Source organism: Exiguobacterium oxidotolerans JCM 12280 (genome assembly GCF_000702625.1).
In the GTDB taxonomy this organism is placed as follows: Bacteria; Bacillota; Bacilli; order Exiguobacteriales; family Exiguobacteriaceae; genus Exiguobacterium_A; species Exiguobacterium_A oxidotolerans.
In genome coordinates this window covers 2,367,636-2,390,148 of the sequence record NZ_JNIS01000001.1, presented here as the reverse complement: position 1 = coordinate 2,390,148, position 22,513 = coordinate 2,367,636, and the positions used below count along the sequence as shown (strand labels likewise).

Annotated in this window: 18 protein-coding genes; 9 read left to right on the top strand and 9 right to left on the bottom strand. The window is 44.8% G+C overall.

What is annotated here, in order from left to right; translation table 11 throughout:
- Positions 1 to 205: 205 nt before the first annotated feature.
- From P403_RS0112085 to P403_RS0112065, 5 genes are all read right to left on the bottom strand, one after another.
- Positions 206 to 1,237: a LacI family DNA-binding transcriptional regulator gene (locus P403_RS0112085; protein ID WP_029332875.1), complete on the bottom strand. Its 1,032-nt coding sequence runs from the start codon at positions 1,235 to 1,237 to the stop codon at positions 206 to 208.
- Positions 1,238 to 1,271: 34 nt separating this feature from the next.
- Positions 1,272 to 2,801, bottom strand: a complete 1,530-nt coding sequence (locus P403_RS0112080) for an alpha-amylase family glycosyl hydrolase (protein ID WP_029332874.1) — start codon at positions 2,799 to 2,801, stop codon at positions 1,272 to 1,274.
- A gap of 19 nt (positions 2,802 to 2,820) precedes the next feature.
- On the bottom strand, positions 2,821 to 3,654 hold the full coding sequence (locus tag P403_RS0112075; RefSeq protein WP_029332873.1) for a sugar ABC transporter permease: 834 nt from the start codon (positions 3,652 to 3,654) through the stop codon (positions 2,821 to 2,823).
- Positions 3,654 to 5,009 (bottom strand): carbohydrate ABC transporter permease, encoded by a 1,356-nt coding sequence (locus P403_RS0112070; protein WP_029332872.1) that lies wholly within the window; start codon positions 5,007 to 5,009, stop codon positions 3,654 to 3,656. The genes P403_RS0112075 and P403_RS0112070 overlap by 1 nt, the downstream gene beginning before the upstream one ends.
- A 126-nt stretch (positions 5,010 to 5,135) precedes the next feature.
- Positions 5,136 to 6,395, bottom strand: a complete 1,260-nt coding sequence (locus P403_RS0112065; RefSeq protein ID WP_029332871.1) for an extracellular solute-binding protein — start codon at positions 6,393 to 6,395, stop codon at positions 5,136 to 5,138.
- A 454-nt stretch (positions 6,396 to 6,849) separates the two neighbouring features.
- Here P403_RS0112065 and P403_RS0112060 point away from each other — a divergent pair, with 454 nt between their 5' ends.
- Positions 6,850 to 8,637: a glycoside hydrolase family 13 protein gene (locus P403_RS0112060; RefSeq protein WP_029332870.1), complete on the top strand. Its 1,788-nt coding sequence runs from the start codon at positions 6,850 to 6,852 to the stop codon at positions 8,635 to 8,637.
- 302 nt (positions 8,638 to 8,939) lie between these two features.
- A complete protein-coding gene (locus P403_RS0112055; RefSeq protein WP_029332869.1) occupies positions 8,940 to 10,091 on the top strand; it encodes a cation:proton antiporter in 1,152 nt (383 codons plus the stop codon).
- Positions 10,092 to 10,162: 71 nt separating this feature from the next.
- On the opposite strand, the gene P403_RS0112050 is transcribed toward P403_RS0112055, so the two are convergent.
- Positions 10,163 to 10,936 carry an enoyl-CoA hydratase/isomerase family protein gene (locus P403_RS0112050; protein WP_029332868.1) on the bottom strand — a complete coding sequence of 258 codons (774 nt, stop codon included), beginning with the start codon at positions 10,934 to 10,936 and terminating at the stop codon, positions 10,163 to 10,165.
- 198 nt (positions 10,937 to 11,134) lie between these two features.
- On the opposite strand from P403_RS0112050, the gene P403_RS0112045 reads away from it, so the two are divergent.
- The 7 genes from P403_RS0112045 to P403_RS0112015 all read left to right on the top strand — a co-directional run bounded on the left by P403_RS0112045 (position 11,135) and on the right by P403_RS0112015 (position 18,239).
- Entirely contained in the window at positions 11,135 to 12,517 is a 1,383-nt protein-coding gene (locus P403_RS0112045; RefSeq protein ID WP_029332867.1) for an MATE family efflux transporter, read from the top strand.
- Entirely contained in the window at positions 12,477 to 12,944 is a 468-nt protein-coding gene (gene ybaK / locus P403_RS0112040) for a Cys-tRNA(Pro) deacylase (protein WP_029332866.1), read from the top strand. Before P403_RS0112045 ends, ybaK begins: the two co-directional genes overlap by 41 nt.
- A 20-nt stretch (positions 12,945 to 12,964) precedes the next feature.
- Positions 12,965 to 13,702, top strand: a complete 738-nt coding sequence (gene pssA, locus P403_RS0112035) for a CDP-diacylglycerol--serine O-phosphatidyltransferase (RefSeq protein WP_200872399.1) — start codon at positions 12,965 to 12,967, stop codon at positions 13,700 to 13,702.
- Between the two features lie 552 nt (positions 13,703 to 14,254).
- Complete coding sequence (locus P403_RS0112030; protein ID WP_029332864.1) at positions 14,255 to 15,010, top strand: carotenoid biosynthesis protein; 756 nt, start codon at positions 14,255 to 14,257, stop codon at positions 15,008 to 15,010.
- Entirely contained in the window at positions 14,979 to 15,677 is a 699-nt protein-coding gene (locus P403_RS0112025) for a lysophospholipid acyltransferase family protein (RefSeq protein WP_029332863.1), read from the top strand. Before P403_RS0112030 ends, P403_RS0112025 begins: the two co-directional genes overlap by 32 nt.
- Entirely contained in the window at positions 15,674 to 16,750 is a 1,077-nt protein-coding gene (locus tag P403_RS0112020; RefSeq protein WP_029332862.1) for a glycosyltransferase family 2 protein, read from the top strand. Before P403_RS0112025 ends, P403_RS0112020 begins: the two co-directional genes overlap by 4 nt.
- Positions 16,751 to 16,766: 16 nt before the next feature.
- On the top strand, positions 16,767 to 18,239 hold the full coding sequence (locus tag P403_RS0112015; RefSeq protein WP_029332861.1) for a phytoene desaturase family protein: 1,473 nt from the start codon (positions 16,767 to 16,769) through the stop codon (positions 18,237 to 18,239).
- 433 nt (positions 18,240 to 18,672) lie between these two features.
- Here P403_RS0112015 and P403_RS0112010 read toward each other — a convergent pair whose 3' ends face one another.
- Genes P403_RS0112010 through P403_RS0112000 form a run of 3 tightly spaced genes read right to left on the bottom strand, consistent with a single transcriptional unit; the run spans position 18,673 to position 22,425 of the window.
- Entirely contained in the window at positions 18,673 to 19,500 is an 828-nt protein-coding gene (locus P403_RS0112010; RefSeq protein WP_029332860.1) for a phytoene/squalene synthase family protein, read from the bottom strand.
- Positions 19,466 to 20,938 carry a phytoene desaturase family protein gene (locus tag P403_RS0112005; RefSeq protein ID WP_029332859.1) on the bottom strand — a complete coding sequence of 491 codons (1,473 nt, stop codon included), beginning with the start codon at positions 20,936 to 20,938 and terminating at the stop codon, positions 19,466 to 19,468. The genes P403_RS0112010 and P403_RS0112005 overlap by 35 nt, the downstream gene beginning before the upstream one ends.
- On the bottom strand, positions 20,935 to 22,425 hold the full coding sequence (locus P403_RS0112000) for a phytoene desaturase family protein (protein WP_029332858.1): 1,491 nt from the start codon (positions 22,423 to 22,425) through the stop codon (positions 20,935 to 20,937). The genes P403_RS0112005 and P403_RS0112000 overlap by 4 nt, the downstream gene beginning before the upstream one ends.
- Between the last annotated feature and the right edge of the window lie 88 nt (positions 22,426 to 22,513).

Genomic DNA, 22,513 nt, shown 5'->3' with positions numbered 1-22,513 from the left:
ATTTGTAAGCGTTTCAATATTTCTGTACATTCTTTATTTTACACATAAAACACACTAATGCAATCGTTTGCACGAAAATAAATTTCTTTTTGTGAAACCGTTCCCAATAACTTACTTTCCACTTTGGTTTCCTACTAGTTTTTGTTCACAGCACAAAAAAACTTCATCTCGATCCCCGTTCCGGGCGAGATGAAGTCACTGGTTTTCATTCGTTTTTCGAACCCCCGCAAGATTGACGAACGACGAGGTAATGCGGGACGATGACACGTTTACCATACGGCGTCGCATCTTCATTGATTTGTTCAATCAAACAATTCGTCGCCTCAAACCCTAGACCAAAGATATTGATTTCGACCGATGTCAATGGCGGACTCGAAAACTCAGCGATGAACAGGTTATTGAAACTGACGACCGCCATTTGGTCCGGGACACTAATCCCCATCTCATTCAACGTACTCATGACGCCGAGCGCCATCATATCATCACTGACGACGACCGCAGTCGGCGGATGATCGAGTGACATCAATCGTTTAACGGCGTCAGCCCCACCAGTCGTCATGAAGGGTGCACTGACGATATAGTTATCTTCGACCGGAAGACCCTCTTCCATTAAAGCCGTTTTATATCCGCCTACGCGTTCTTGCGTGACCGCTAAGTCTTGTGATCCGCCCACGAAGGCAATACATTCATGCCCGAGCTGATGCAAATACTTCGTCACTTCACGACCGGCCAGGTAATTATCCGTATCGACATACGTGACTTGTGATGAGTCACTGAACGGTTTCCCGACGACGACGAAGGGAAACTTCGATTCTTGAAGAAATTGGACGACTTTATCATCGGTTCTTGAATATAAAACGACAACTCCGTCGACGCGACGGCCCTGAACCATCGAGACGACGCCCTCATATACTTCTTCTTCCGACACGCCTGTCGTCATATAAAGCGAGTACCCGTTTTGATGCGCTTTCGTACTGATGCCACGGATGACTTCTGAAAAGAATGGGTTTTGGAGTGTTTTCGTCGCTGCGCTCGGCATGACGAGACCAATTGCTTGCGTCGTCCGGTTCGCTAAACTCCGAGCATGGACGTTCGGATAATAACCGAGATCTTCCATTGCTTGTCGAACACGTTCTTTTGTTTTTTGACTGATTCGCGGACTATTCGCGATGACACGTGAGACCGTCGATGGTGCGACGTTCGCTTCCCTAGCGACGTCTTTAATTGTGACTTGCATCCCCTTCACCTCATCATTTCCCTACAAATGTATTTTATTGTTTTTCGTTCGAACGATTGACGCGTCTCCGATGGACCAAGAGAAGAATCAACGCAAGGATTGGGGCAATGGATCCAATCGCAACAAGTGACCACCAGTTCACTTGAGAATCTTCTAAGATATATCCATTCGCACTACTGCCATCCAATGTAATTTCATAGGCATCTCCATCTTGTCGGACGAGATCGGAAAATAATAAACCTCGCAGACGTTGATCATCACCGATTTCAGAAGCTTTAATCCGCATCGTCGTTTTCTTCTCTCCTAGATTGATTGCGTAAATCGCCGTCTGATTTTTTGATTCTCGAGCATATACTGCCATATGATCCGTCTTTCCTAACAAACGTTGCTTCCCTGTAGCGAACGCTGGGTAGTCTTGACGCATCTGATTCAACGTTTTTACATACTCCTGCATCTTTTCATTTTTATCAAACTCCATCATCATCCGGTTCCCCGGATCTTCACCACCCGGCATGGCGACTTCCGTTCCTTGATAGACGACCGGCATACCTGGAGCAGCATATAGGGCGAATAACGCGAGGCGTAATTGGCGTTCTTCATCTGAAGTTCCACCGATTTTCGCTTCTGTAATGAATCGTTTCAAATCATGATTATCAATGAATGTCGCGAGCGACATCGCTTTCGGATTAAATGTGATATCTCGATTATAAACTGAATCGAGTTCTTCCGCTGAACCATTTTTGCGGGCAAATTGATCTTTTATCCCGTAATAGAAAGGAAAGTTCGTCACAGAATCAAATCCGAGCTCTGAATAGGTCGCAATCTTTCGCGGATCACCATCGAATACCTCTCCGAGTAAAAATAAGTCCGGATGTTTTTCTTTGACGGCCGGAATGAACTTCTTCCAAAATGCCGGCGGAACATGACGGACCGTATCGAGACGATACCCATCGATTCCTGTCTCATCGACCCAGTAATTCGCGACGTCAACCAAATAATCGACGACTTCTGGATTTTCAGTATTGAAATCTGGCAAATCAAATAACCAGTTGTTTTCGACTTCGACTTGATTGTTCCAATTCATAATCGGTTGTTCTTCATGGAACCAATCCGGCTTTTTCTCAACAAGTGGATGATTTGGTCCGAGATGATTGACAACTAAATCAAGAACAACTTTGATGTCGCGCTCGTGTGCTTCGTCGACCAATGTTTTAAATTCTTCTTTTGTTCCGAAATGGGGATCGATTTCATAATAATCCTCCGTCCAGTAGCCATGATAGCCATTCGGTCGATTCTTAAAGACCGGTGTCAACCAGATTGACGTGAATCCTTCATCTTTTATGTAATCAAGGCGTTTCGTCACCCCTGCCAAATCACCACCATGATAAGCTTTCGGATCGTCTTTGTTCACATCGATATCATTACTCGTTTTCCCGTTCTCAAACCGGTCGACCATAATAAAATACATTCGTTCCTTTTCCCAATTTGCTGCTTCACTCGTCTGCGGAAATAGTCCGAAAGACAAGAGAAGCGGCAAGAAGAGAAGCATTACGCCTCGTCTCATGCCGCTAATTCCTCCTTTATTACCCTTTCGTTCCACCTGCCGTCAATCCAGATACGAAGTAGCGCTGGAAGGCGAAGAACAGAAGGACGATTGGGACTGCAGATAAAACGGCACCTGCCGCAAACAACGTGAAGTTGTTATCGAATTGCTCAGAAACCATGTTGTATAATCCGACCGCAAGCGTCTGTTTCTCCGGCGAACGGAGAACGAGTGACGCCAAGATGAAATCATTGAACGGTGCCATGAAATTGAACAAAGCGATGACAGCAACCATTGGTTTAGCAAGCGGAAGGATGATTTGCCAGAAAATCCGAAGATGACCTGCCCCATCCATTCGTGCCGCTTCATCTAGCTCTTTTGGTATTGTATCAAAATATCCTTTGGCGAGATACGTATTCATCGGAATCGCTCCACCAGAGTATAAAAGAATCAACGCAAGATGTGTATCGAACAAATCGAGCATGTTAAGCAACACATAAATCGCGATGATCGCGACGAATTGCGGGACCATCTGCAAGACGAGGAACAAAATTAATGAATTTTTTCGCCCGACAAACCGATAACGCGAAAAGATATAGCCCGTTAACGTAATCAATGCGACCGAGACGACCATCGTGATGACAGCAATCTTGATTGTGTTGAGATACCACATGCCGTAATCCGTTTGCGTCGCATCAAACAGATCGAAGTAATGGATGAGTGTCGGATTACTTGGGAAGATGTCCGAAGTAATACTTTTTCCCGGGTTGAGCGAAGTCCCGACAACCCAAAGCAGTGGATAGACGATAATAATCGAGGCGATCGTCAAAATGAGGTATGACAACGCCATATTGATTCGGTTTTGTTTTCTCATTAGATCATATCCTCATCTTTGAATGATTTTGAACGTTTAAACTGAATGACGGCAATCGTCATGATGAAGAACGACAGTACGAGTGTAATCGCTGCTGCGAAACCATACTGTGGATTCGAACCGAGCGATAGCTTATAGATCCAGGAGATTAAGATATCGGTTCCACCCGCAGATTGTCCCGGTACAGCCGGTCCACCATTGTTAAAGAGATAGATGATGTTGAAGTTATTAAAGTTAAACGTGTATTGCGTAATTAAAATTGGTGCTGTCGCGAATAAAATCATCGGCAACGTGATCAAACGGAATTTTTCACCTGAAGTTGCCCCGTCAATCGTCGCCGCTTCATATAAATCTTCCGGAATCGATTGTAAGATTCCTGTCGTCAATGTCATGATGTACGGGAATCCAAGCCACCACTGAATCCCGATCAGTGCGAGACGAGTGTACGTCGGATCAGTCATCCACTCGACACCACCACTTAACCCGATTGCCGGGAGCAATGTCGTGTTAAAGACACCAAACGTTTCATTGAACATCGAACGGAAAATCAAGATCGTGATGAAGGCTGGTACGGCCCACGATAAAATCAACACTGAACGGAAAAAGCGTTTTCCTTTCAAACCTTTTTGGTTCAGGAGAACAGCAAGCCCAATCCCGATTGCGATGACACCTGTCGTCGAAGCAACTGTCCAGACGAGCGTCCAACCTAACACACTGATGAACGTATCACGGAAAATATCGACCGTGAAAATGTTCAAGAAGTTTTGAATGCCAATCCAGTCGACGAGCTTGGCTGGTGGCGAGTTATTGAATTTATAGTTCGTAAAAGCAATCAAGAATGTAAAAATCAACGGTAAAACGACTGTGAAGACGAGTAGTACCAACGATGGGATCAGCATGGCATACGGGAAGCCGTTATCACGGAAATTCCGTAGCTGCATTTTCAATGAAGGTACTTCTACATTTAAATCACGCATTTTACCGATGCGATACGCATCGATAAAGTTCCAGACGTAAATGGCGATACCAAACACAAGTAAAATCAACGCGATGATTCCCTCGACCATTAAGAAAATCGAGTGATCTCCCCTTACGCCTGCTACCTCACCGAGTGTAATCAGACCCCAGATCGCACCGCGATCCCCTGGTCCATTCCCGGCTCCTTTAAAAAACAAATCAAAATTGACTAAAAAATATGACAGGACGACGATAAAGAATATCGCGCCTTTTAAAAATTGTTTATTATACAGTTGCCCCAAACCTGGCACAATTGAAATCAACGAAGCAATTTTGCGGTGATTCGTTTGTAGTTCCGGTGTCGGGTCCGTTTGTTTCGGTTTCGTAATGGCAGCCATCGTCTGTTCTCCTTTCCAAAGGTCATGTCTGACCTCAGGCTTCTCTTCCAACCATAAAGATGAGGGGGAATCAATGATCCCCCTCTCTTTAATTCTTTTTTAGTGATTCAATTGGGAAACGACGGCTTATTGATTGTTCGCTTCGATTTGTTGCTTGATCTGTTTGACAGCGTCATCTGCTGATTTTTGCGCATCTTGCTTGTCTGTTGCAACAAGTTGAAGTGCTGCTGCCATTGGTTCCCAAACTTGCCCCATCTCGGCGATGTTCGGCATTGGTACACCGTCTTTAGATTGTGCGAAGACAGCTGCTGCAACTTCGTTATCTTTAATCGCTGCATCTTCTTGGAGTGCAGTGACTGGTGGAATTTCGTTGTATTTCTCAAACATCGCTTTTGCGTTTTCTTCACCTGTTAGTGTAGAAAGGAATTTCTCTGCCCATTCTTGGTTTTCAGAGTATGCAGAAACCGCATACGTTTTAACCCCTACGAATGTTTTAATCGGCTCACCGTTCGGAAGCTTCGGAAGTGCCGATGCGCCTAAGTTAATGCCTTTTTCTTTATAGCTTGCGACTGCCCATGGTCCGTTCATGACAGCGACTGCTTTCTTGTCGCCGAACAACTGGTCCATTGCTTGACCACCGCCACCGCCGATCAAACCTTTCGGGAAGAGACCTTCTTTGTACCATTTGCCGATGTAGTCCATTCCTTCGACAGCACCAGCATTGTTCAAGCCGATGTCTGCAGGATCAAGTTTTCCACCGTTATCTTTAAAGACATATCCACCGTACCCAGCAATTGGACCGTGTGCGAAGTAGAAGTTATCCCAAAGTGCGAGGAAACCATACTTGCCGTCTTTTTTCTGTTCCGTTGATACTTTGTAGAGATCATCCATTGAAGCTGGTGCTTCTTTTAACTCATCTTTGTTGAAAAGGAGAATCGGTGTTTCAACAGCTTTTGGATAGCCGTACACTTTACCATCAAACGTGACAGCAGATTTCGCAGTATCGATGAATGGCTCAAGTGCTTTTTCACCGTCTTTAAGTTCAGTGATCAATCCTTGGTCAACGACTGTTCCGATTTGGTCGTGTGGAAGAAGAATGATATCAGGTCCTTTTCCAGCAGGACCGTCAAGTGCAACTTTTTTCTGTTGATCTGTCATTTTGACTTCTTTGACTTCAACTTTTACGCCTTCTTTTTCTTCAAACGCTTTTGCCGCTGCTTTTGTTGTTTCGGCTTTTTCAGTATCTTCCCAAATAACGATTTTATCTGGTTTGCCACCATCGCCTGATGTATTCGATGAAGAGTCTGAATCTGTTCCGCCACCACATGCTGCGAGAGCACCGATTGCCATTACCGATACTGAAAGACCTGCTACAAGTTTTTTCATTTCCATGATTGAAAATTCCTCCCCAAGTTAACGTACGAATGATAAGTTCTAATGCACAACGTTTGCATAAAGGCACAACCATTTTCTCATGATAACAACTGAGTAGTTGTAAGCGTTTTATGAAAACTTTTGCATCACCTTTACATTTTTATTATACAATTTAAATCCCTTTTGACAAGTCCTTTTTATTAATTATTTTCCTACATTTTAAAAACATTCTAAAAAAGTATTTTAGAGATATACATTCCCGTTAAAGTTTTCTTATCTAAAAAGAAAACGTTTACATTTATTTTAATTGCGCACTTTGATGCAATCGATTGCACTAAATTAAAAAATATCTTTTGGAGTTCTCGTTTTCGCCAATTCTAATTGACTTTAAGAAAGCGCTTTACTATTCTTAGTTCGAGGACCATTACATTAGAGTGCAATCGATTGCACTAGAGGAGTGACCATTATGCTCAAAGAAGCCGTATTCCATCGCGCCATGTCTCCGTTCGTCTATAAGTACGACGAAAACACGATTCATATCCGTCTCCAAACTAAGAAAAATGATGTTGAGCATGTCGAACTGATTTGGGGAGACCCGTATGATTGGCATACTGAAAATCCCGATGATGCAGACTGGAACTTCGATCCATCAAAAACAAACCATTGGAACACATTCGAAACACCAATGAAAAGAAGTGGTTCAGACGAATTATATGATTACTGGTTTATTGATGTCGTCCCCCCATTCCGTCGTCTTCGCTATGGTTTCCGGTTACACGATGGGCAAACAACACAAGTTTTCACTGAACGTGGGTGGTTCAATGAAAAACCACTTGATGATACCGGTTACTACTTTTGTGTGCCTTACTTAAATAAAATCGATGTCTTCACGTCACCTGCTTGGGTCAAAGATACGGTCTGGTACCAAATTTTCCCGGATCGTTTTGCGAATGGCGATCCATCGAACGACCCTACCGGTACATTGCCTTGGAATAGTACAGAACCGACGACAACGAATCTGTTCGGTGGGGATTTCCAAGGGGTGATTGATCACATCGACTACTTGGTTGAGCTTGGTATTACGGGTATTTATTTCTGTCCTATCTTTAAAGCGAAATCAAATCATAAATACGATACAATCGACTATCTCGAAATCGACCCACAGTTCGGAACAAAAGAAAAATTCAAGGAGATGGTCGACCTTCTACATGAAAATGGCATTCGTATCATGCTCGACGCCGTCTTCAACCATGCCGGGTTCCACCACGAAGCCTTCGCTGATATCCGTGAACATGGTAGCAACTCGTCTTACCGTGATTGGTTCCACCTCCGTGACTTCCCACTCGTCACGGAACCAATGCCGAACTATGATACGTTCGCCTTTGTGCCTGAGATGCCGAAATTCAATACAGAAAATGCGGAAGTAAAAGCATACCTTCTTCACGTCGCCCGCTACTGGGTCGAAGAATTCGGAATCGACGGTTGGCGATTAGATGTCGCAAATGAAGTCGATCATGCTTTTTGGCGTGATTTCCGTCGGGTCGTCAAAGAAGCAAATCCGGAAACGTATATTCTCGGAGAAATTTGGCATGATTCGCAAGAGTGGTTACTCGGTGATCAATTTGATGCCGTCATGAACTATCCGTTTACGAACGCGGCGTTAAACTTCTTTGCCCTCGATAAAACGAAGGCGACGGCTTACGCGAATGAGATGTCGCATGTTCTCTTCTCGAACACGATGAACGTCAATGAAGTGACGTTTAACTTAATCGGCTCACATGATACACCACGTGCCTTGACGCGTGCCGGCCATGACAAAAATAAGATGCGTCTCCTCTTACTATCGATGTTGACGTTTTCCGGTAGTCCCGTCATCTATTATGGTGATGAAATCGGACTCGATGGAGACCAAGATCCCGGTTGCCGGAAATGTATGCCATGGGACAAAGAAGAACAGGACTTAAACCTTTTGATGTATACAAAGCATTTACTTCAACTGCGGCAACAGCATAAGACGCTTGCGAATAACGGACACATTTCATTCGTTCATGCGAATGACGAGACGAATTCAATCGTCATGCGTCGAACGAGCGAAGATGGAACGTACTACATCTACTTCAACAACTCGAATCAGCAAGTAACACTTCCCGCACCAGCGGCAGGACAAGGCATGGATTTGTTCTCGAATTCACCACTTCCTTCTTTAGAAGTAACACTTCCACCTTATGCAGGAACAATCGTCCAAGTCCTTTAATCAATACGGTATCTGTCTCGTTTCGAGATGGATGCCGTATTTTAGCGTGTCGACAAAGTAATATTGGACTCCTCCTTTTCATTACTTTTCTCGGACAAAGCGTAAGCCGTTGCTTCTTAATCCTAGTCTTACCTGCCTTTAGCTACGCGAGGACAAGCACTGTCCGGGACAAGTACAGGAAGGAGGAAGCAAAATCAGCGAGTTTTCCCCCCGCTTCATTTTCTGTCCCCTAAAGCTCATCTAATAGTTATTTTGATGCTTTTCTAGGGTAAAGGAAAACATAAAAGGAGGACGTGCTCGCTATGGAATTATTTTTTTATGCCGGTCTTATTCTCATCGGCTTATTTGCAATCAGTTATTTGAGTGAACGTTTCCACCTTCCGAGTATCCTTGCTTTCATTTTAATTGGGATTGCCATCGGGCTTTATTACGATGCGCCTAAAGAATTGAAGTTAGGCGGTGAAGCGGGAATCATCGTTCTATTTTTTTTGCTGGGACTTAAATTTTCAATTGCTGATTTACTCAGTCAATTGCGCCTTGTCTGGAAAGCCGGATTAATTGATGTTGCGTTATCCTTTGGTGGAACATTCCTCCTGACGCTTGCTTTTGGCTTCTCCATTCCTGAAGCCTTTTTAATCGGCTGCGTTTTATATGCGACGAGTTCTTCGATTTCTGCCCGTTTGCTTGATCGTGAGCCAGACAAACACAAGGACGTTAATCGCTTTGTCTTATCGTTACTTATTTTTGAAGATTTGATTGCCCCGCTTCTTTTGACGACGGCACCGTTTATACTTGGTACCGAACCGTTCACATTTGCCAAAGTAGGGTCCATTTTCGCTGGTTTTCTCTTTCTGTTCAGTGCTTTAATCTTATTAACCGTCTTTATTCGCAGAAAAGAACGGATCATTGGTTCCTTGTACCGGCATCCTGACGCCGGAATTGGAATCATCGGCTTGATTTTAACTTTTTCAGGTGTCGGTATCATGTTCGGTTTATCAGAGGTACTCGGTGCTTTCATCGTCGGGATTTTGTTGACGGAACTAAAGGAAACCCGCTACTTGAAGCGGCTCGTCACACCTTTTCAAGATTTACTGCTCCCTCTCTTTTTCATTGCATTCGGGATGTCGTTTGAATTGACGGAAGGACTGCCTTTAGACTGGTTCTTTTTGGCACTCGTCATCTGGGGATTGTTATCTAAATTTTTAGTCGGATTCTTCGGTGGTCGTTCATTCGGACTATCAAACTATCATGCCATCGAATCCGGTTTTTGCTTAGGACCACGCGGAGAATTTTCGATTCTTTTTATTACACTCGCTAGCGGCGCCTTCATCACGCTGACGGGGTTATATATTTTCGTCTCCGCTTTTCTTGGTATTGTACTATTTCGTCTCTCGAGTAGGTTAACTGATCAAACACATGCTACGGCCCAAAAAATCAAACAAAAAATGCGCTAAAACAAGCAGGACCATTTCCGATTACAATGGAAGTGGTCCTGCTTGTTTCACTGATATTAAAATAAGTCGTTTTAACGTCCGGTAAAAACAGGCGGTTTTTTTTCAAGAAATGCTTGAACCGCACGTTGATGGTCTTCCGTTTTACCGGCACGTGATTGGTAGATGATTTCTTGTGCCAACATATCATCGAGCGTCGACTCGAAACTTGCTGATTGAAGTTGTTTAATGTACGCAATCACTTTTGTCGGTCGCGCTGCGAGCTGCTGAGCAAAATCCATTACTTCCTCTTCAAACCGGTCAGCTGCGACCGCTTTTGTCACAAGTTGAAACTCGACTGCTTGCTTGCCTGTGATCGTATCACCAAGCAGCGCTAATTCAAGTGCTTTCGCTGAACCAATCAAGCGTGGTAAGAAGTATGGTGCTCCAGCATCCGGGACGAGACCGATGTTAATGAAGCCAAGTGACAATTTTGCATCCTCCTGAACAATCCGGAAGTCACATGCGAGTGTCAACGACAGTCCTGCTCCTGCTGCCACACCATTGATTGCTGCGATGATCGGTTTCTTAGAACCGGCTAATGCACGGACAACGGGATGATAATAGCTTTTCAAATAATCGCCATGGTCCATTTCTGGTGAGACCGTCTTTAAATCTTGACCGGCACAAAAGCCGCGTCCTTTTCCAGTCAATACGATGACGCGGACTGCTTCATCTTGATTGGCTTCCTCGATTGAATCTGCTAATTCATTTAAAAGTGTTGATGTTAAGGCATTTAATCGTTCCGGACGAGCTAACGTCACCGTTGCTACGCTCGATGCTACCGTGTACTCTACTTCAGAATTCATCACATTCCCCTACCTTTCAAAAGTGAATAACGATTCATTATGATGTATTCGTGATGTTTTATGAAAATCCTTTTAAATCCCTGTTTTTTTTATGAAAGCTTTGTTTTTCACTTTCATTATGAAAATCGAAGGCGTATAGTTTCCAAAAGATACAGTAAGACAAAACGTTTTAAGGACTTAAAAGGGGAATTTAATTTTATGAAAACTGTGAAACAACCAACATTATTCCAAATCACTTGGCCATTATTCATCGAAATCGCATTGCATATGAGTTTAGGGATCATCGCGACATTAATCTTAAGTTACTACTCTGACAGTGCAGCTGCCGCGGTCGGTGTCTCGAACCAGGTTTTGAACATCTTCATTATTTTATTTAATATCACATCCGTCGGAGCGACGATCATCATCGGTCAGTACCTAGGTGCAAAACGTGTCCAAGATGCACGTCAAACCGCCCGCTCTGCTTTCTCGATTAATCTTTACATCGGATTAATCATATCTGTACTCGTCGCTCTAACCGGGAAACAATTATTAGGTTTCTTCTCATTAGAAGGACAAACATTAGTTTACGGCGAAACATTCATAAAGATTGTTGGCTTATTCCTATTTTTAGAAGCTATCTCGTTAACACTCGGAGCAATTCTTCGGAGCCATGGTTTCACAAAAAATGCCATGTACGTCACTCTTTTGATGAACTTCGTCAGTGCATTCGGTAACGTCATCGCCGTACTCGGTCTGTTCGGTATTCCGGTACTCGGCGTCGCAGGTGTTGCGTGGTCGATTGTCATCGCACGTGCTTTTGCCGTCACACTGTTATTCTTTGTCGTTTACCGTAAATTATCACTACGTTTTCGTTTAAAAGATTTAATTCAAATCAACCGTCAAGACATTAAGAGCATCATGAACATCGGGATTCCGTCAGCAGGAGAAGGAATTTCTTATCAGTTTTCACAACTCATCATCACTGGGTTCATCGCAACGATTGGTGAAGCTGCCCTGTCAGCCCGCGTTTACGTCTCAAACATCACGATGCTTTGTTTCTTGTTCAGTCTCGCAATTGCCCAAGGGACACAATTATTAGTCGCCCGCCAAGTCGGGGCACAACAATTTGAACAAGCCCATGCACGTGGCGTCAAGACATTAAAAATCGCTGTCTTCGCAAGTTTCGTATCAGCCGTCGCAATCGCAGCATTCGGGACATCCATCATGTCACTCTTTACATCGAGCCCTGAAATCATTGCCATCGGTATTCCGTTACTCTGGGCAAGTGTCATCCTAGAACCAGGACGCGCGCTAAATATCGTCTTGATGGGAACGTTGAAATCAGCAGGAGACGTCCGCTTCCCGGTCACAATCGGTGTCCTATCGATGTGGGGAATCGCTGTCGTTGTCAGTTATGTACTCGGACTTCAGTTCGGTCTCGGACTTCTCGGTATTTGGATTGCCTTCTCAGCCGACGAATGGTTCCGTGGTATCTTTGCACTGAAACGCTGGAACGGTCGTAAGTGGGTTCAATATTCCCTCACTAAAGGAGAATCTCATGAGCAAAACGAACGCAGAAAGGCTACTGAAGCAGTCTAACGTTTCCTTTGAATCTATTTCTTATCCGGTCGACTTGAGCGATTTGTCCGCTCAAGCCGTCTCTGAAAAAATTAAATTCCCGCTTTCATCGGTTTTTAAAACATTAGTTTTAGAGGACGATCAAAAAAACTACTTGTTCGCTGTCATCTCTGGCGAGGAAGAGGTTAACTTGAAGGCCGTCGCTCGGGCATCTAGTGCGAAGAAAGTGTCCTTAGTTCCGATGAAGGTGTTAGAAAGCCTGACGGGTTACGTCCGCGGTGGCGTTTCTCCGGTCGGAGCGAAGAAGGCTTTTCCCGTCTTCTTATCTGACCGCGCCGTCGACCAACCCTACATCATCATCTCAGCCGGTAAACGGGGACAGCAAATCAAATTGTCTCCGGATGATTTATTGGAATTTACTAGTGGGATTCTCTATCGAAACCGCTGATACGAACAGCTAGATATGATATGATGAGTAGTATCGAAGAAGTGGCAGGAGGAATCATTTTGTGGAAAGAACGTGTTCGTAACTCAATCCCGAATCTCTTTACATTCGGGAATTTATATTGTGGTTTTCTCGCAATCGTCATGGCGGCGCGGGGAGATTTTCAAAATGCCACACTGTTGATTGTCATCGCCATGATGTTGGACAGTTTAGATGGTCGGATTGCCCGGATGCTTGGTGTCGCTGGCGATTTCGGGAAAGAACTTGATTCGCTCGCCGATGTCGTCACATTCGGTGTCGCTCCCGCAATGATGGCATATTACACTTATTTTTATGACTTTGGTGAAATCGGCTTACTCGTTGCCGCTTTGTTCCCTTTATTCGGAGCATTTCGCTTGGCACGATTCAACCTTTCAGCAACAAATGTCGCGTCCACCTACTTCTCAGGTGTACCGATTACAGCAGCAGGTGGGATTTTAGCTGTTGTCACGCTGTTTAGTGGACGAATGAATGATTTAATGGTTCCGCTCGCCTTTACGGGACTTGCCTTCTTGATGGTCAGTCGCGTCAAGATTCCGAGTTTCAAAGATATTCCAGTGCCGCGCCATACATTCGTCATCACGTTCACGTTACTTTATGTCACGTATGTCATGATTGCTCGGAGTAACGAATGGTCGACGTTTTGGTTTATCGCCGTCCCCCTTTATATTGCCTTTTTACTCTTTTCATTCGTCAAACGAAAAAAACAAAAGCAACATTAAACGCTTTACTGCTGAACAGACCGTCTTTTGACGGTCTGTTCAGCGTGTAGACAAACTATTAAAAAGTGTAAACATACGGTATCGAGATGAAATCCGTTCGCGCTTCCCTCTCTCGCCTCGTCTTCAAAGCGGCAATCTTCCGCGCCGCTACAGCAAAGCTGCAGGGTCGCGACCGATTGCTTTTCGCTTTAAAAGCGATTCGAGAAGGATTGCGCTCTAAAACGTCTCCATGCCCGGCTTTCCGTCACGATCTTACCTAAAAAGCGTCATGTTTCGTTGACTCCTACGGGAAAAAGTGCGTTTTTAACGCACTTGCAGAGGCAGGCAAGACCCTGCTCATTGTCCGATAGGACCAAGGAGCAACGGCTTGCGCCTCGCCCGAGGAAAGCAACGAATAAAGACGCTTTTTCTCCTGATAGCACTTTGTCTACAGTCTGAACAGACCGTCTTTTGACGGTCTGTTTTTTGATCTGCCCCTCCATGCTCGCTCGAGTCAGATGGATATGGGTATACTAGTGACATCATGCTAATGAATGGAGGTTTACATGCGTCATGGCCATATTTCAACGCCGCCTTTGGTTATTCTTTACAGTTTGGTTCGTCATCGGGCTCATTTTAGTCGGATTTTCATTATTACCCCCTTGGCTCGAATGGGCGAATGCCGTTTTTTTATTCGCTTCTGGTCTGTACGCCGCTTGTTACTTATGGGATGTCTTACCGAAAGGACGCTTCATTATTCCTTTTATTTTCTTTGGGTCCATTTTAATCGAATCAATTGGTGTCCACACCGGATGGCCATTCGGGACCTATCGGTATGAATCGGACTTCGGTGTTCAGTTACTCGGTGTTCCAATCACGATTGGTGCAGCTTGGTTGTCCGTCATGGGGGCCAGTCTTGCATTCTCGAAGCGTTTTCCGTTTCGTTACAACACTCTGATCCTTGTCCCCTTGTTTGCTGTTTGGCTCGATTTGGCCATTGATCCGGTCTCAGCGAACGTCAAATCATATTGGCTTTGGCAAGATGGGGGTCTGTACTATGATATCCCAACACAAAACTTTATCGGTTGGTACGGAACAGCACTTGTCTTCGCTCTTTTGATGGCACGATTTGAACAAAAGCCAACGTTCACCGAGCTCGAACGAAACAACCAGTACTTATTTTTGATGCTTCATGGTTTATTTGGACTGACTGCTGGTGTTGCAGGCCTTTATGGTGTGACGATAATCAGTAGCCTAGCATTGCTTGTCTACTGGCTGACGAAAGGAGGAGCACTACATGCAAAAGGCGCAAAAAAACAAATTAGCTGAACAAGCCTTTCATCTGTACTTGAAAGAGCGGCTCATCCGCAAACAGTTCCATCGAATATTGTATCGCCCTGATGATTTACCGGTACCCGGTTTGATGCTTGCGACACATGGTTCATGGTGGGACGGGATGATCTTATTTCATCTCGATCAATCCGTACTCCATCAAAACCCGTACGTCATGATTGATGAACATGGCTTAAAACGCTTCCCTTTCTTTTCACGACTCGGTGCCTTTTCCATCGACCGGGACTCCTTAAAGGATGTAAAGATGAGCCTCAACTACGCAAAGGAACGCTTGCAGGAAGGCAGCAGTGTTTGGATGTTCCCGCAAGGCGAAGAACGCCATCAAGAAGAACGACCGCTTCAACTCGCGAGCGGCGCGACTTACCTTGCTAAAGCAGCCCGGTCTGTCTCCATTTTTTCATTTTATTATTCGTTCAGTCATGAACAACAACCGGATGTCTACATCCGAACACGCCAAATCGATATACCACCTAATCGTACTTCAAACCAAACTGAATTTCTAACAGCAGCAATGACTCGCTTATATGATGATGTCCGATTTGATGCAATGTCAGAGAATGTCGAGGCTTATCAAGTGTTGACGCAGCGAACAGACCCGCTTCCTGTTAAAACGGAGCGTTGGCTAAAGGCGGTTCGGCGATGAGCATGATTTTATTCATTTTCTCGCTCCTTGTCTGCCTCTATACGTTCATTAACTTGATGTTTCTCCCTAAACTTGCTGCACCCGTTTCTCCACCGAGTCTCGCAATTTGTATCCCCCTGCGGAACGAGGAACGAAATGTCGTGAAGTTGCTTGATTCGCTCAAACGCGCACTCGGACCGAATATGCATGTCTATCTTTATGAAGATCGCTCAACGGATGAGACACGTAACCTACTGTTGCAACAGACACATCAGGATGACCGCTTTACAATCATTGACGGAATCGAACTCCCCTCAGATTGGGCAGGAAAGGTTCATGCCTGCCATCAATTATCACTTGTCGCAAAGGAAGACTATCTGTTATTTCTTGATGCAGACATTACATTGATGCCGGATACGATTCCTCGACTATATGCGACGATGCGACAGGAAAATGCTAGCTTTTTATCTGGTTTTCCGTCTTTTCCTGTACCGACGTTTTTAGGCAAGTGTTTGATTCCGATGCAACACGTCTTAATTTCGCAACATCTCCCGCTTGCCTTTCGCAAGGTAAAGCACCCTGCTTTTGCCGCTGCGAACGGGATGGTCGTACTCGTTGAACGTGAAACGTATTTACACGTCGGGGGACATCAAGCGATTCAAACGGCACTCGTCGATGATTTAGAGCTCTGTCGGACGTTTAAGCAACACGGTCATACGACGACACTCGTTCACGTCGCCCCTTATGTCAGTTGTGACATGTATGCTACGAACGGTGAAGTCTGGCAGGGATTTCTCAAAAATGTCTTTCGGGGAATGAACGACTCCTACTTCATCGGCAGTTACTTCTTGTTGTTCTATCTCGTACAGTTTTCTTTATTACCAGCTGCCCTCCTCTTTCCGTCTTGGGAGACGATTGGTGGACTTGCTCTGTTGTTGCTCGCACGATACAGGATTGATCGGATGGCGCGGATTCGCCACGTTTGGTGGTTGCACCCCTTCGCAACCGGTCTTTATGTCCTCTTACTTGCAACGGCGATGATTCGAAGAGCTCGGAAACGGGAAATCACTTGGAAAGGTCGGATCTATTCTTAAGGAGGAATTGTTCATTATGAAACATGTCGCTATCATCGGAGCCGGTTTAGGTGGCTTAAGTGCCGCTATTTCACTCGCTTCAAAAGGATTTAAAGTTACTGTCGTTGAACGAAATGATCATATTGGTGGAAAATTGATGCCGCTGATCACGGAAGGACACCGGTTTGATTTCGGTCCAAATACCATCACGATGCCTGAAGTCTTTCAATCTGTCATTCGGGAGTCGGGAGCAGATCCCGATGATTACTTCCAGTTCGAAAAATTAGCACGCCATACCGCCAATCACTTTCCTGACGGGCGGACCTTAACTTTTACACATGGCCGGGAAGCAATGCGGACGGAAATCGACCGTTTTACGAACGGACAATTAGCAAAAAATGATATCACAGGCTATCAAGAAGAGGCCGCCGAATTATTCCGAATCGCCAAACAGCAATTTTTTATCAATATCGATTCATATTTCAATTTCTCTTTACTACGAGATATGGTCAAAGTTCACCCGTTCAAAACGATTCATTCGCTGCATAAGAGCTATTTCAAGGATCCTCAACTGATTCAGGCACTCGATCGTTACGCGACGTATATTGGTAGTAGTCCTTTTCAGGCGCCCGCGACATTTGCTTTAATCGCTCATCTCGAACTGAATGACGGCGTCTACTTTACTCGTGGCGGAAATACGGCAATCGCAGAAGGTTTCGCACGCCGGGCGCAAGAGATGGGCGTCGTTTTCCGCTTAGGCGAGGAAGTCACACAAATCGAAGTTACGGATGGACTTGCGACAGAAATCGAACTGAATCATGTCGATTACTTACCTGTCGACTTCGTCGTGATGAATGGTGATCTATTGACGCAATACCCGCGTCTCGTTTCGGAAACGATTCGACCCGATTTTAAAAACCCGACACCTAGTCAAATGGAACCTTCGATTTCGGCCTATGTTCGCTGTATCGGGCTCACGCGACGGATTGAAGGGCTTGCCCATCATAACGTCTTCTTCTCATCGGATTATGAAGCAGAATTTCGTGCCCTTTTTGAAGAACACCGTTACGCGGAAGAACCGACTATCTACATTTCAAATTCTTCCGTTACGGCACCTGAGATGGGCGAAGCTGGGGACAACCTCTTTATACTTGTCAACGCACCCGCGACGAATGAAGGCAACGTCATCGACTTCGACACGTATGATCAGTTGATTAATCAACGGCTGAAACAGTTCGGAATCGATATCGAATCGGACGTCGTCTTCGAACAACGCATCACACCGACCGATATCGAACAAAAATTTTCTGCGTATCATGGGTCTCTTTATGGACTATCTTCAAATGGTACACGCAATGCGTTCATGCGCCCAAGCAACCGTTCAAAAAATGTTCACAATTTGTTTTTCGCGGGAGGATCGACCCATCCTGGTGGCGGTAGTCCAATGGTGACGCTTTCAGGAAAACTGGCAAGTGAACGAATCGTGTCAAGTGTTGCCCAATCCCTGTGAACGTTATGTGAATTGCAAATCGATTACTTGTACGGACAACTAAGATTTGATACGATTACTTCGAGTTCAAGAGGTAGTGATTGACCCCACATCCTCAATCAAGCGCAAGGTGACTTCCCCGAGTCAAGAGCGTTTAGGAACTTAACACACATGCAGCGGTTATTTGATTCATCGTTTAAGACCCACTTAAACGAAGTAGTTCTACGTTTGAACGGTCAGCATGATTTACGACGTTCCCCCTTAGATCGTCTCATCCTGATTGGTTCACAGGCAGCTCGTTGAAATACAGTTCATCCCCGTGAATTGTTGACCTGTCTTGTTAGCAACTGCTCAACTGTTTCAAAAATCGCTCAGAAACGTCTTAGACTCCCCGGTCTAGACGAAACATAAAAAAAGACCTTGGTCCCCGCCAAGGTCTTTTTTTTATGGACTTTTAAATCGTTGCGAGTAACTTCATCTTTTGCCAGCGGCTCACGTACGCCCGCTTCGTAAAAACATCATATTGGTTATCGCGTGCCGCATCCAAAATACCACGATAAAGCAATGCTGCCACTTTTAAGGCCCGTCGGCTTTCTTTTGGGTAACGCTCGAACGAAGGACTTGCTGCATCATAGAGATGCTCTGCGCGTAGAGCTAATGCCTCCCAAAGACCTACGAAGTCCCCAGACGGCGTTCCTGCGAGCAAGGAATGTGGCGTGACGTCGTATTCATCCATCCATTCTTTCGGCAAATAGATTCGGCCACGCTTTGCATCTTCACCGACGTCCCGTAAAATATTCGTTAATTGCATCGCGATGCCTAACTCGATCGCAGATTGACGGAGTTCCGGTTGACCCGGTGCTAAAATCGGCAGCAGCATCAAGCCGACCGTACTCGCAACATAATAACTGTATTGTTCTGTTTCTTCAAGTGACTGATAGCGATTTTTTTCGATGTCCCAACGCATTCCTTCCGCCAGCTCCAGGAAGGGCATCTCATCCATCTCATACCGTTCAAAAACATCAGCTAGTGCAATCCAAAGTGGCTTTTTTATAGGGTGTCCTGCACGGAATAAACGAAATTCTTCTAAAAAGGCTTCCAAACTTTCTTTAGGTGTGTCGGATTCATCAACGGCATCATCTAAAAAACGACAGAATGTATAAATGGCATAAACGGCTAATCGATCTTGTTTTGGTAATAACGAAAATGCTTTATAAAAGGTTTTTGATCCGTTCTGAATCGTTTCTTCACACGTTGCGTATGCCTGCGTCACTGTATTCATTTTTCCACCTCATCTCTTGTTCCATACGATTGACAAGTAATGTCGCTCCCATCATGACGATCGGAACGCCTCCACATGGATGGACGGATGCACCTACTGCATATAATCGTTCAATATCAGGATAAGGGCGTGCCTGCGTTTTCAAGGCTGCTGATTGGCGAATGGTCGGTGCGATGCCAAAGCTTCCCCCTTCATACAATCCAAACTCTTTTGCGTCTTGTGGTGTTCGGATTTGCATTTCTTCGATTTGATCACGGAATCCTGGATGATGACTCTCAATTTTCGTTAAGATGGTTTCAATAAAACCGTGTTGTTCGAACTTCTCCCGATTAAAATTCCGCGGAGAAGGAACTAACGCATAGACGACACTATCCTCACAATCCGTTAGCGAATCGTCAACCTTGCTCGGATTAAACAAATAGACAGCCGGATGTTCTGGTAGTTCATCTTGATGGAAAATCGAGTTCATCAACGGTTCTAAGTCATTCGGCATCAAAAAACGATGAACCGGCAGATTAACTTTTCCTCGCATTTTAAAATACAAGAGTAATGTTCCACCAGAAGGCGTATAAGCTTTCGGTTTTTTCCCTTCGACAAGGTATTCCATCAATGGAAACTCACCGTTTAAGACAACGTTATCATAATGATATTCTGCATCACCCACCACGATACCTGTCGCTTGCCCGTCCTGAATCGTGACACGTTCGACGGACTGATTGAATTCAAAACGAACACCGCGTTCAACCAATACTTCATACATGCGCTCAGCTAAAGAGAAATAGCCGCCCTTGACGTACCAGACACCTTCTGCTTGCTCACGATATGGAATCAAACCGTAAATCGAGGGAGTCGTGTAAGGATTTCCACCGATGTAAAATGTCGGAAAACTGTATGCCATTCGCAAGTATTTATTTTTAAAATAGCGCTTCAAATGATCATGCGCTGTCTCAAGTGCATGCATCTTTACTAATGGTTTCAACATGCCTGGCTGTAACAATTCAGATTTACGGAAATAACTCCGCTCTAAAAATTTCGATACGCTGATGTCATAATCCTTTGATTTTTGATGCATAAATTCAGAAAAGCCACGGCCTTCTCCAAACTGTCGCTCAATCGCAACTGCCTGATCGACGACATCTCCGAGTTTCGTCACGACCGTCCCATCATCAAAATGTAAATCGTACAGGGGATCGATTCGTAACAATTCGACTCCATCGAGTCCTGCTTCCGCTAATTGTTCCTGTAATTTTCCAGGCATCAAGACAATCGTCGGTCCTTGATCAATCCGACCGCCTGACTCAAAGTCGACAGAAGCGAGTCGACCGCCGACCCGCCCTTCCTTTTCGTAGATTGTAATATCAATCTCTGGATAGCGTTTCGTCAATAAGAGCGCCGCATGCAGTGTCCCGACGCCCGCACCTACAAATCCAATCTTCATTTCGTCACACCTACTTCACCCGTCAACAAATCTGCAGTAATACGAGCGGACTCAAAAATCGTCGGAAGACCACTACCTGGGTGTGTCCCGCCTCCAACTAGATAGACATGATCTAATTCTTCAAACCGATTGTGTGGTCTAAAATACATCATCTGCGTCAATTGATGTCCTAAGTTAAAAGTTGCTCCTTGATGGACCCCCATCGCTTCCCAATCGTCAGGTGTGAACATCTCTTCAACTTCAATTGCAGCTTCCACACCTTTATAAGGAGAACGCTCTTCTAGTGCGTCGAGGACTTTCCGGCGTAACTTTGGTCCTTCAACTGCCCAATCAAGATCCGAGTAGTTATTCGGGACTGGGACGAGCACATATAGAGATGACTTGCCTTCAGGAGCAAGCGTCGTGTCAATGATTGACGGGTTTTGGACGTAGAACGAAAAGTCTTCTGAAAGTTCGAGAGTCTGTGTCATCTCACGGACATTTTTTTCATAGTCTTCCGCAAAATAAATCGTATGATGCGGAGCGTCAAACCGTTTATCGACGCCTAAATACAACATGAATGTCGAACATGAGAATTTTTTACGATCGATTTTCGGACGGGACCATTTTTTGAGAACGCCTTCCGGTACGAGATGATTCATCGCATGAGCGAAATCCGCACCTACGACTACATCGTCATATAACACATGTTCTCCCGATTCTAGAATAACACCGGTTGCTTCTTTTCCATCTAAAATCAATTGATCGACTCCAGCATTCAGATGAACTTTCCCGCCTAAGTCCTCAATTGCTTGTTTCATCGCTTCTGGGATGCGGTTCATTCCGCCAATCGGATGATGAACGCCGTAAGCATGTTCCATGTAAGATAGAATTGAAAAGCCGCCTGGACATTCCCAAGCTGACATACCAAGGTATTTTGCTTGGAATGTAAACGAATACTTTAATTCTTCACTTGTAAAGTAATCCGACAATACGTCATATAACGAGCGTCCTAACGATAGCCGAGGTAACGCCGTCAACACACGTGGCGATAAATAATCCGTCAATCGATCATGCTTCGTTTGGAGGATAGGCATCAACTTCCCTAGTTTCAATGCTTGTTCCGCCATAAAGCGATCATAACCTTCTCCATTACCTGGGAACTGGTCTTCAATTGCTTGCTTCATCCGGTCTCGGTCCGTCGTCATCGTGAACTGATCCTTCCCTCCATTGAAATAGAGTGTATACATCGGATCCAGTGCCTTCAGTTCCAAATAATCGTGTAAATTCAATCCGATGCTCGTAAATAGATTTTCTAAAATATGGGGCATATTTAAGAAGGTCGGTCCTCGATCAAATTGATAATCACCAACTTGCACACGTGATGTCCGTCCACCTACGACTGCTTGTTTCTCGTACACAGTCACATCTACTCCTCGCCCTGCTAACAACATGGCGCAGGCGAGTCCTCCGGGTCCTGCTCCAATAACGGCTACACGCTGCTTCACACGAATCTCTCCTTTTTCTCTCTGCTTGTTTTTACTATTATACTAATCACATACTATGCCCACAAATCTAAAGTGCCTTCAAACTGTA

What these genes read in the sequence shown, in the direction of transcription:
- P403_RS0112085 (WP_029332875.1), bottom strand. Translation starts at nt 1,237, where the DNA reads ATGCAAGTCACAATTAAAGACGTCGCTAGGGAAGCGAACGTCGCACCA.
- P403_RS0112080 (WP_029332874.1), bottom strand. Translation starts at nt 2,801, where the DNA reads ATGAGACGAGGCGTAATGCTTCTCTTCTTGCCGCTTCTCTTGTCTTTC.
- P403_RS0112075 (WP_029332873.1), bottom strand. Translation starts at nt 3,654, where the DNA reads ATGAGAAAACAAAACCGAATCAATATGGCGTTGTCATACCTCATTTTG.
- P403_RS0112070 (WP_029332872.1), bottom strand. Translation starts at nt 5,009, where the DNA reads ATGGCTGCCATTACGAAACCGAAACAAACGGACCCGACACCGGAACTA.
- P403_RS0112065 (WP_029332871.1), bottom strand. Translation starts at nt 6,395, where the DNA reads ATGAAAAAACTTGTAGCAGGTCTTTCAGTATCGGTAATGGCAATCGGT.
- P403_RS0112060 (WP_029332870.1), top strand. Translation starts at nt 6,850, where the DNA reads ATGCTCAAAGAAGCCGTATTCCATCGCGCCATGTCTCCGTTCGTCTAT.
- P403_RS0112055 (WP_029332869.1), top strand. Translation starts at nt 8,940, where the DNA reads ATGGAATTATTTTTTTATGCCGGTCTTATTCTCATCGGCTTATTTGCA.
- P403_RS0112050 (WP_029332868.1), bottom strand. Translation starts at nt 10,936, where the DNA reads ATGAATTCTGAAGTAGAGTACACGGTAGCATCGAGCGTAGCAACGGTG.
- P403_RS0112045 (WP_029332867.1), top strand. Translation starts at nt 11,135, where the DNA reads ATGAAAACTGTGAAACAACCAACATTATTCCAAATCACTTGGCCATTA.
- ybaK (WP_029332866.1), top strand. Translation starts at nt 12,477, where the DNA reads ATGAGCAAAACGAACGCAGAAAGGCTACTGAAGCAGTCTAACGTTTCC.
- pssA (WP_200872399.1), top strand. Translation starts at nt 12,965, where the DNA reads ATGATGAGTAGTATCGAAGAAGTGGCAGGAGGAATCATTTTGTGGAAA.
- P403_RS0112030 (WP_029332864.1), top strand. Translation starts at nt 14,255, where the DNA reads ATGGCCATATTTCAACGCCGCCTTTGGTTATTCTTTACAGTTTGGTTC.
- P403_RS0112025 (WP_029332863.1), top strand. Translation starts at nt 14,979, where the DNA reads ATGCAAAAGGCGCAAAAAAACAAATTAGCTGAACAAGCCTTTCATCTG.
- P403_RS0112020 (WP_029332862.1), top strand. Translation starts at nt 15,674, where the DNA reads ATGAGCATGATTTTATTCATTTTCTCGCTCCTTGTCTGCCTCTATACG.
- P403_RS0112015 (WP_029332861.1), top strand. Translation starts at nt 16,767, where the DNA reads ATGAAACATGTCGCTATCATCGGAGCCGGTTTAGGTGGCTTAAGTGCC.
- P403_RS0112010 (WP_029332860.1), bottom strand. Translation starts at nt 19,500, where the DNA reads ATGAATACAGTGACGCAGGCATACGCAACGTGTGAAGAAACGATTCAG.
- P403_RS0112005 (WP_029332859.1), bottom strand. Translation starts at nt 20,938, where the DNA reads ATGAAGATTGGATTTGTAGGTGCGGGCGTCGGGACACTGCATGCGGCG.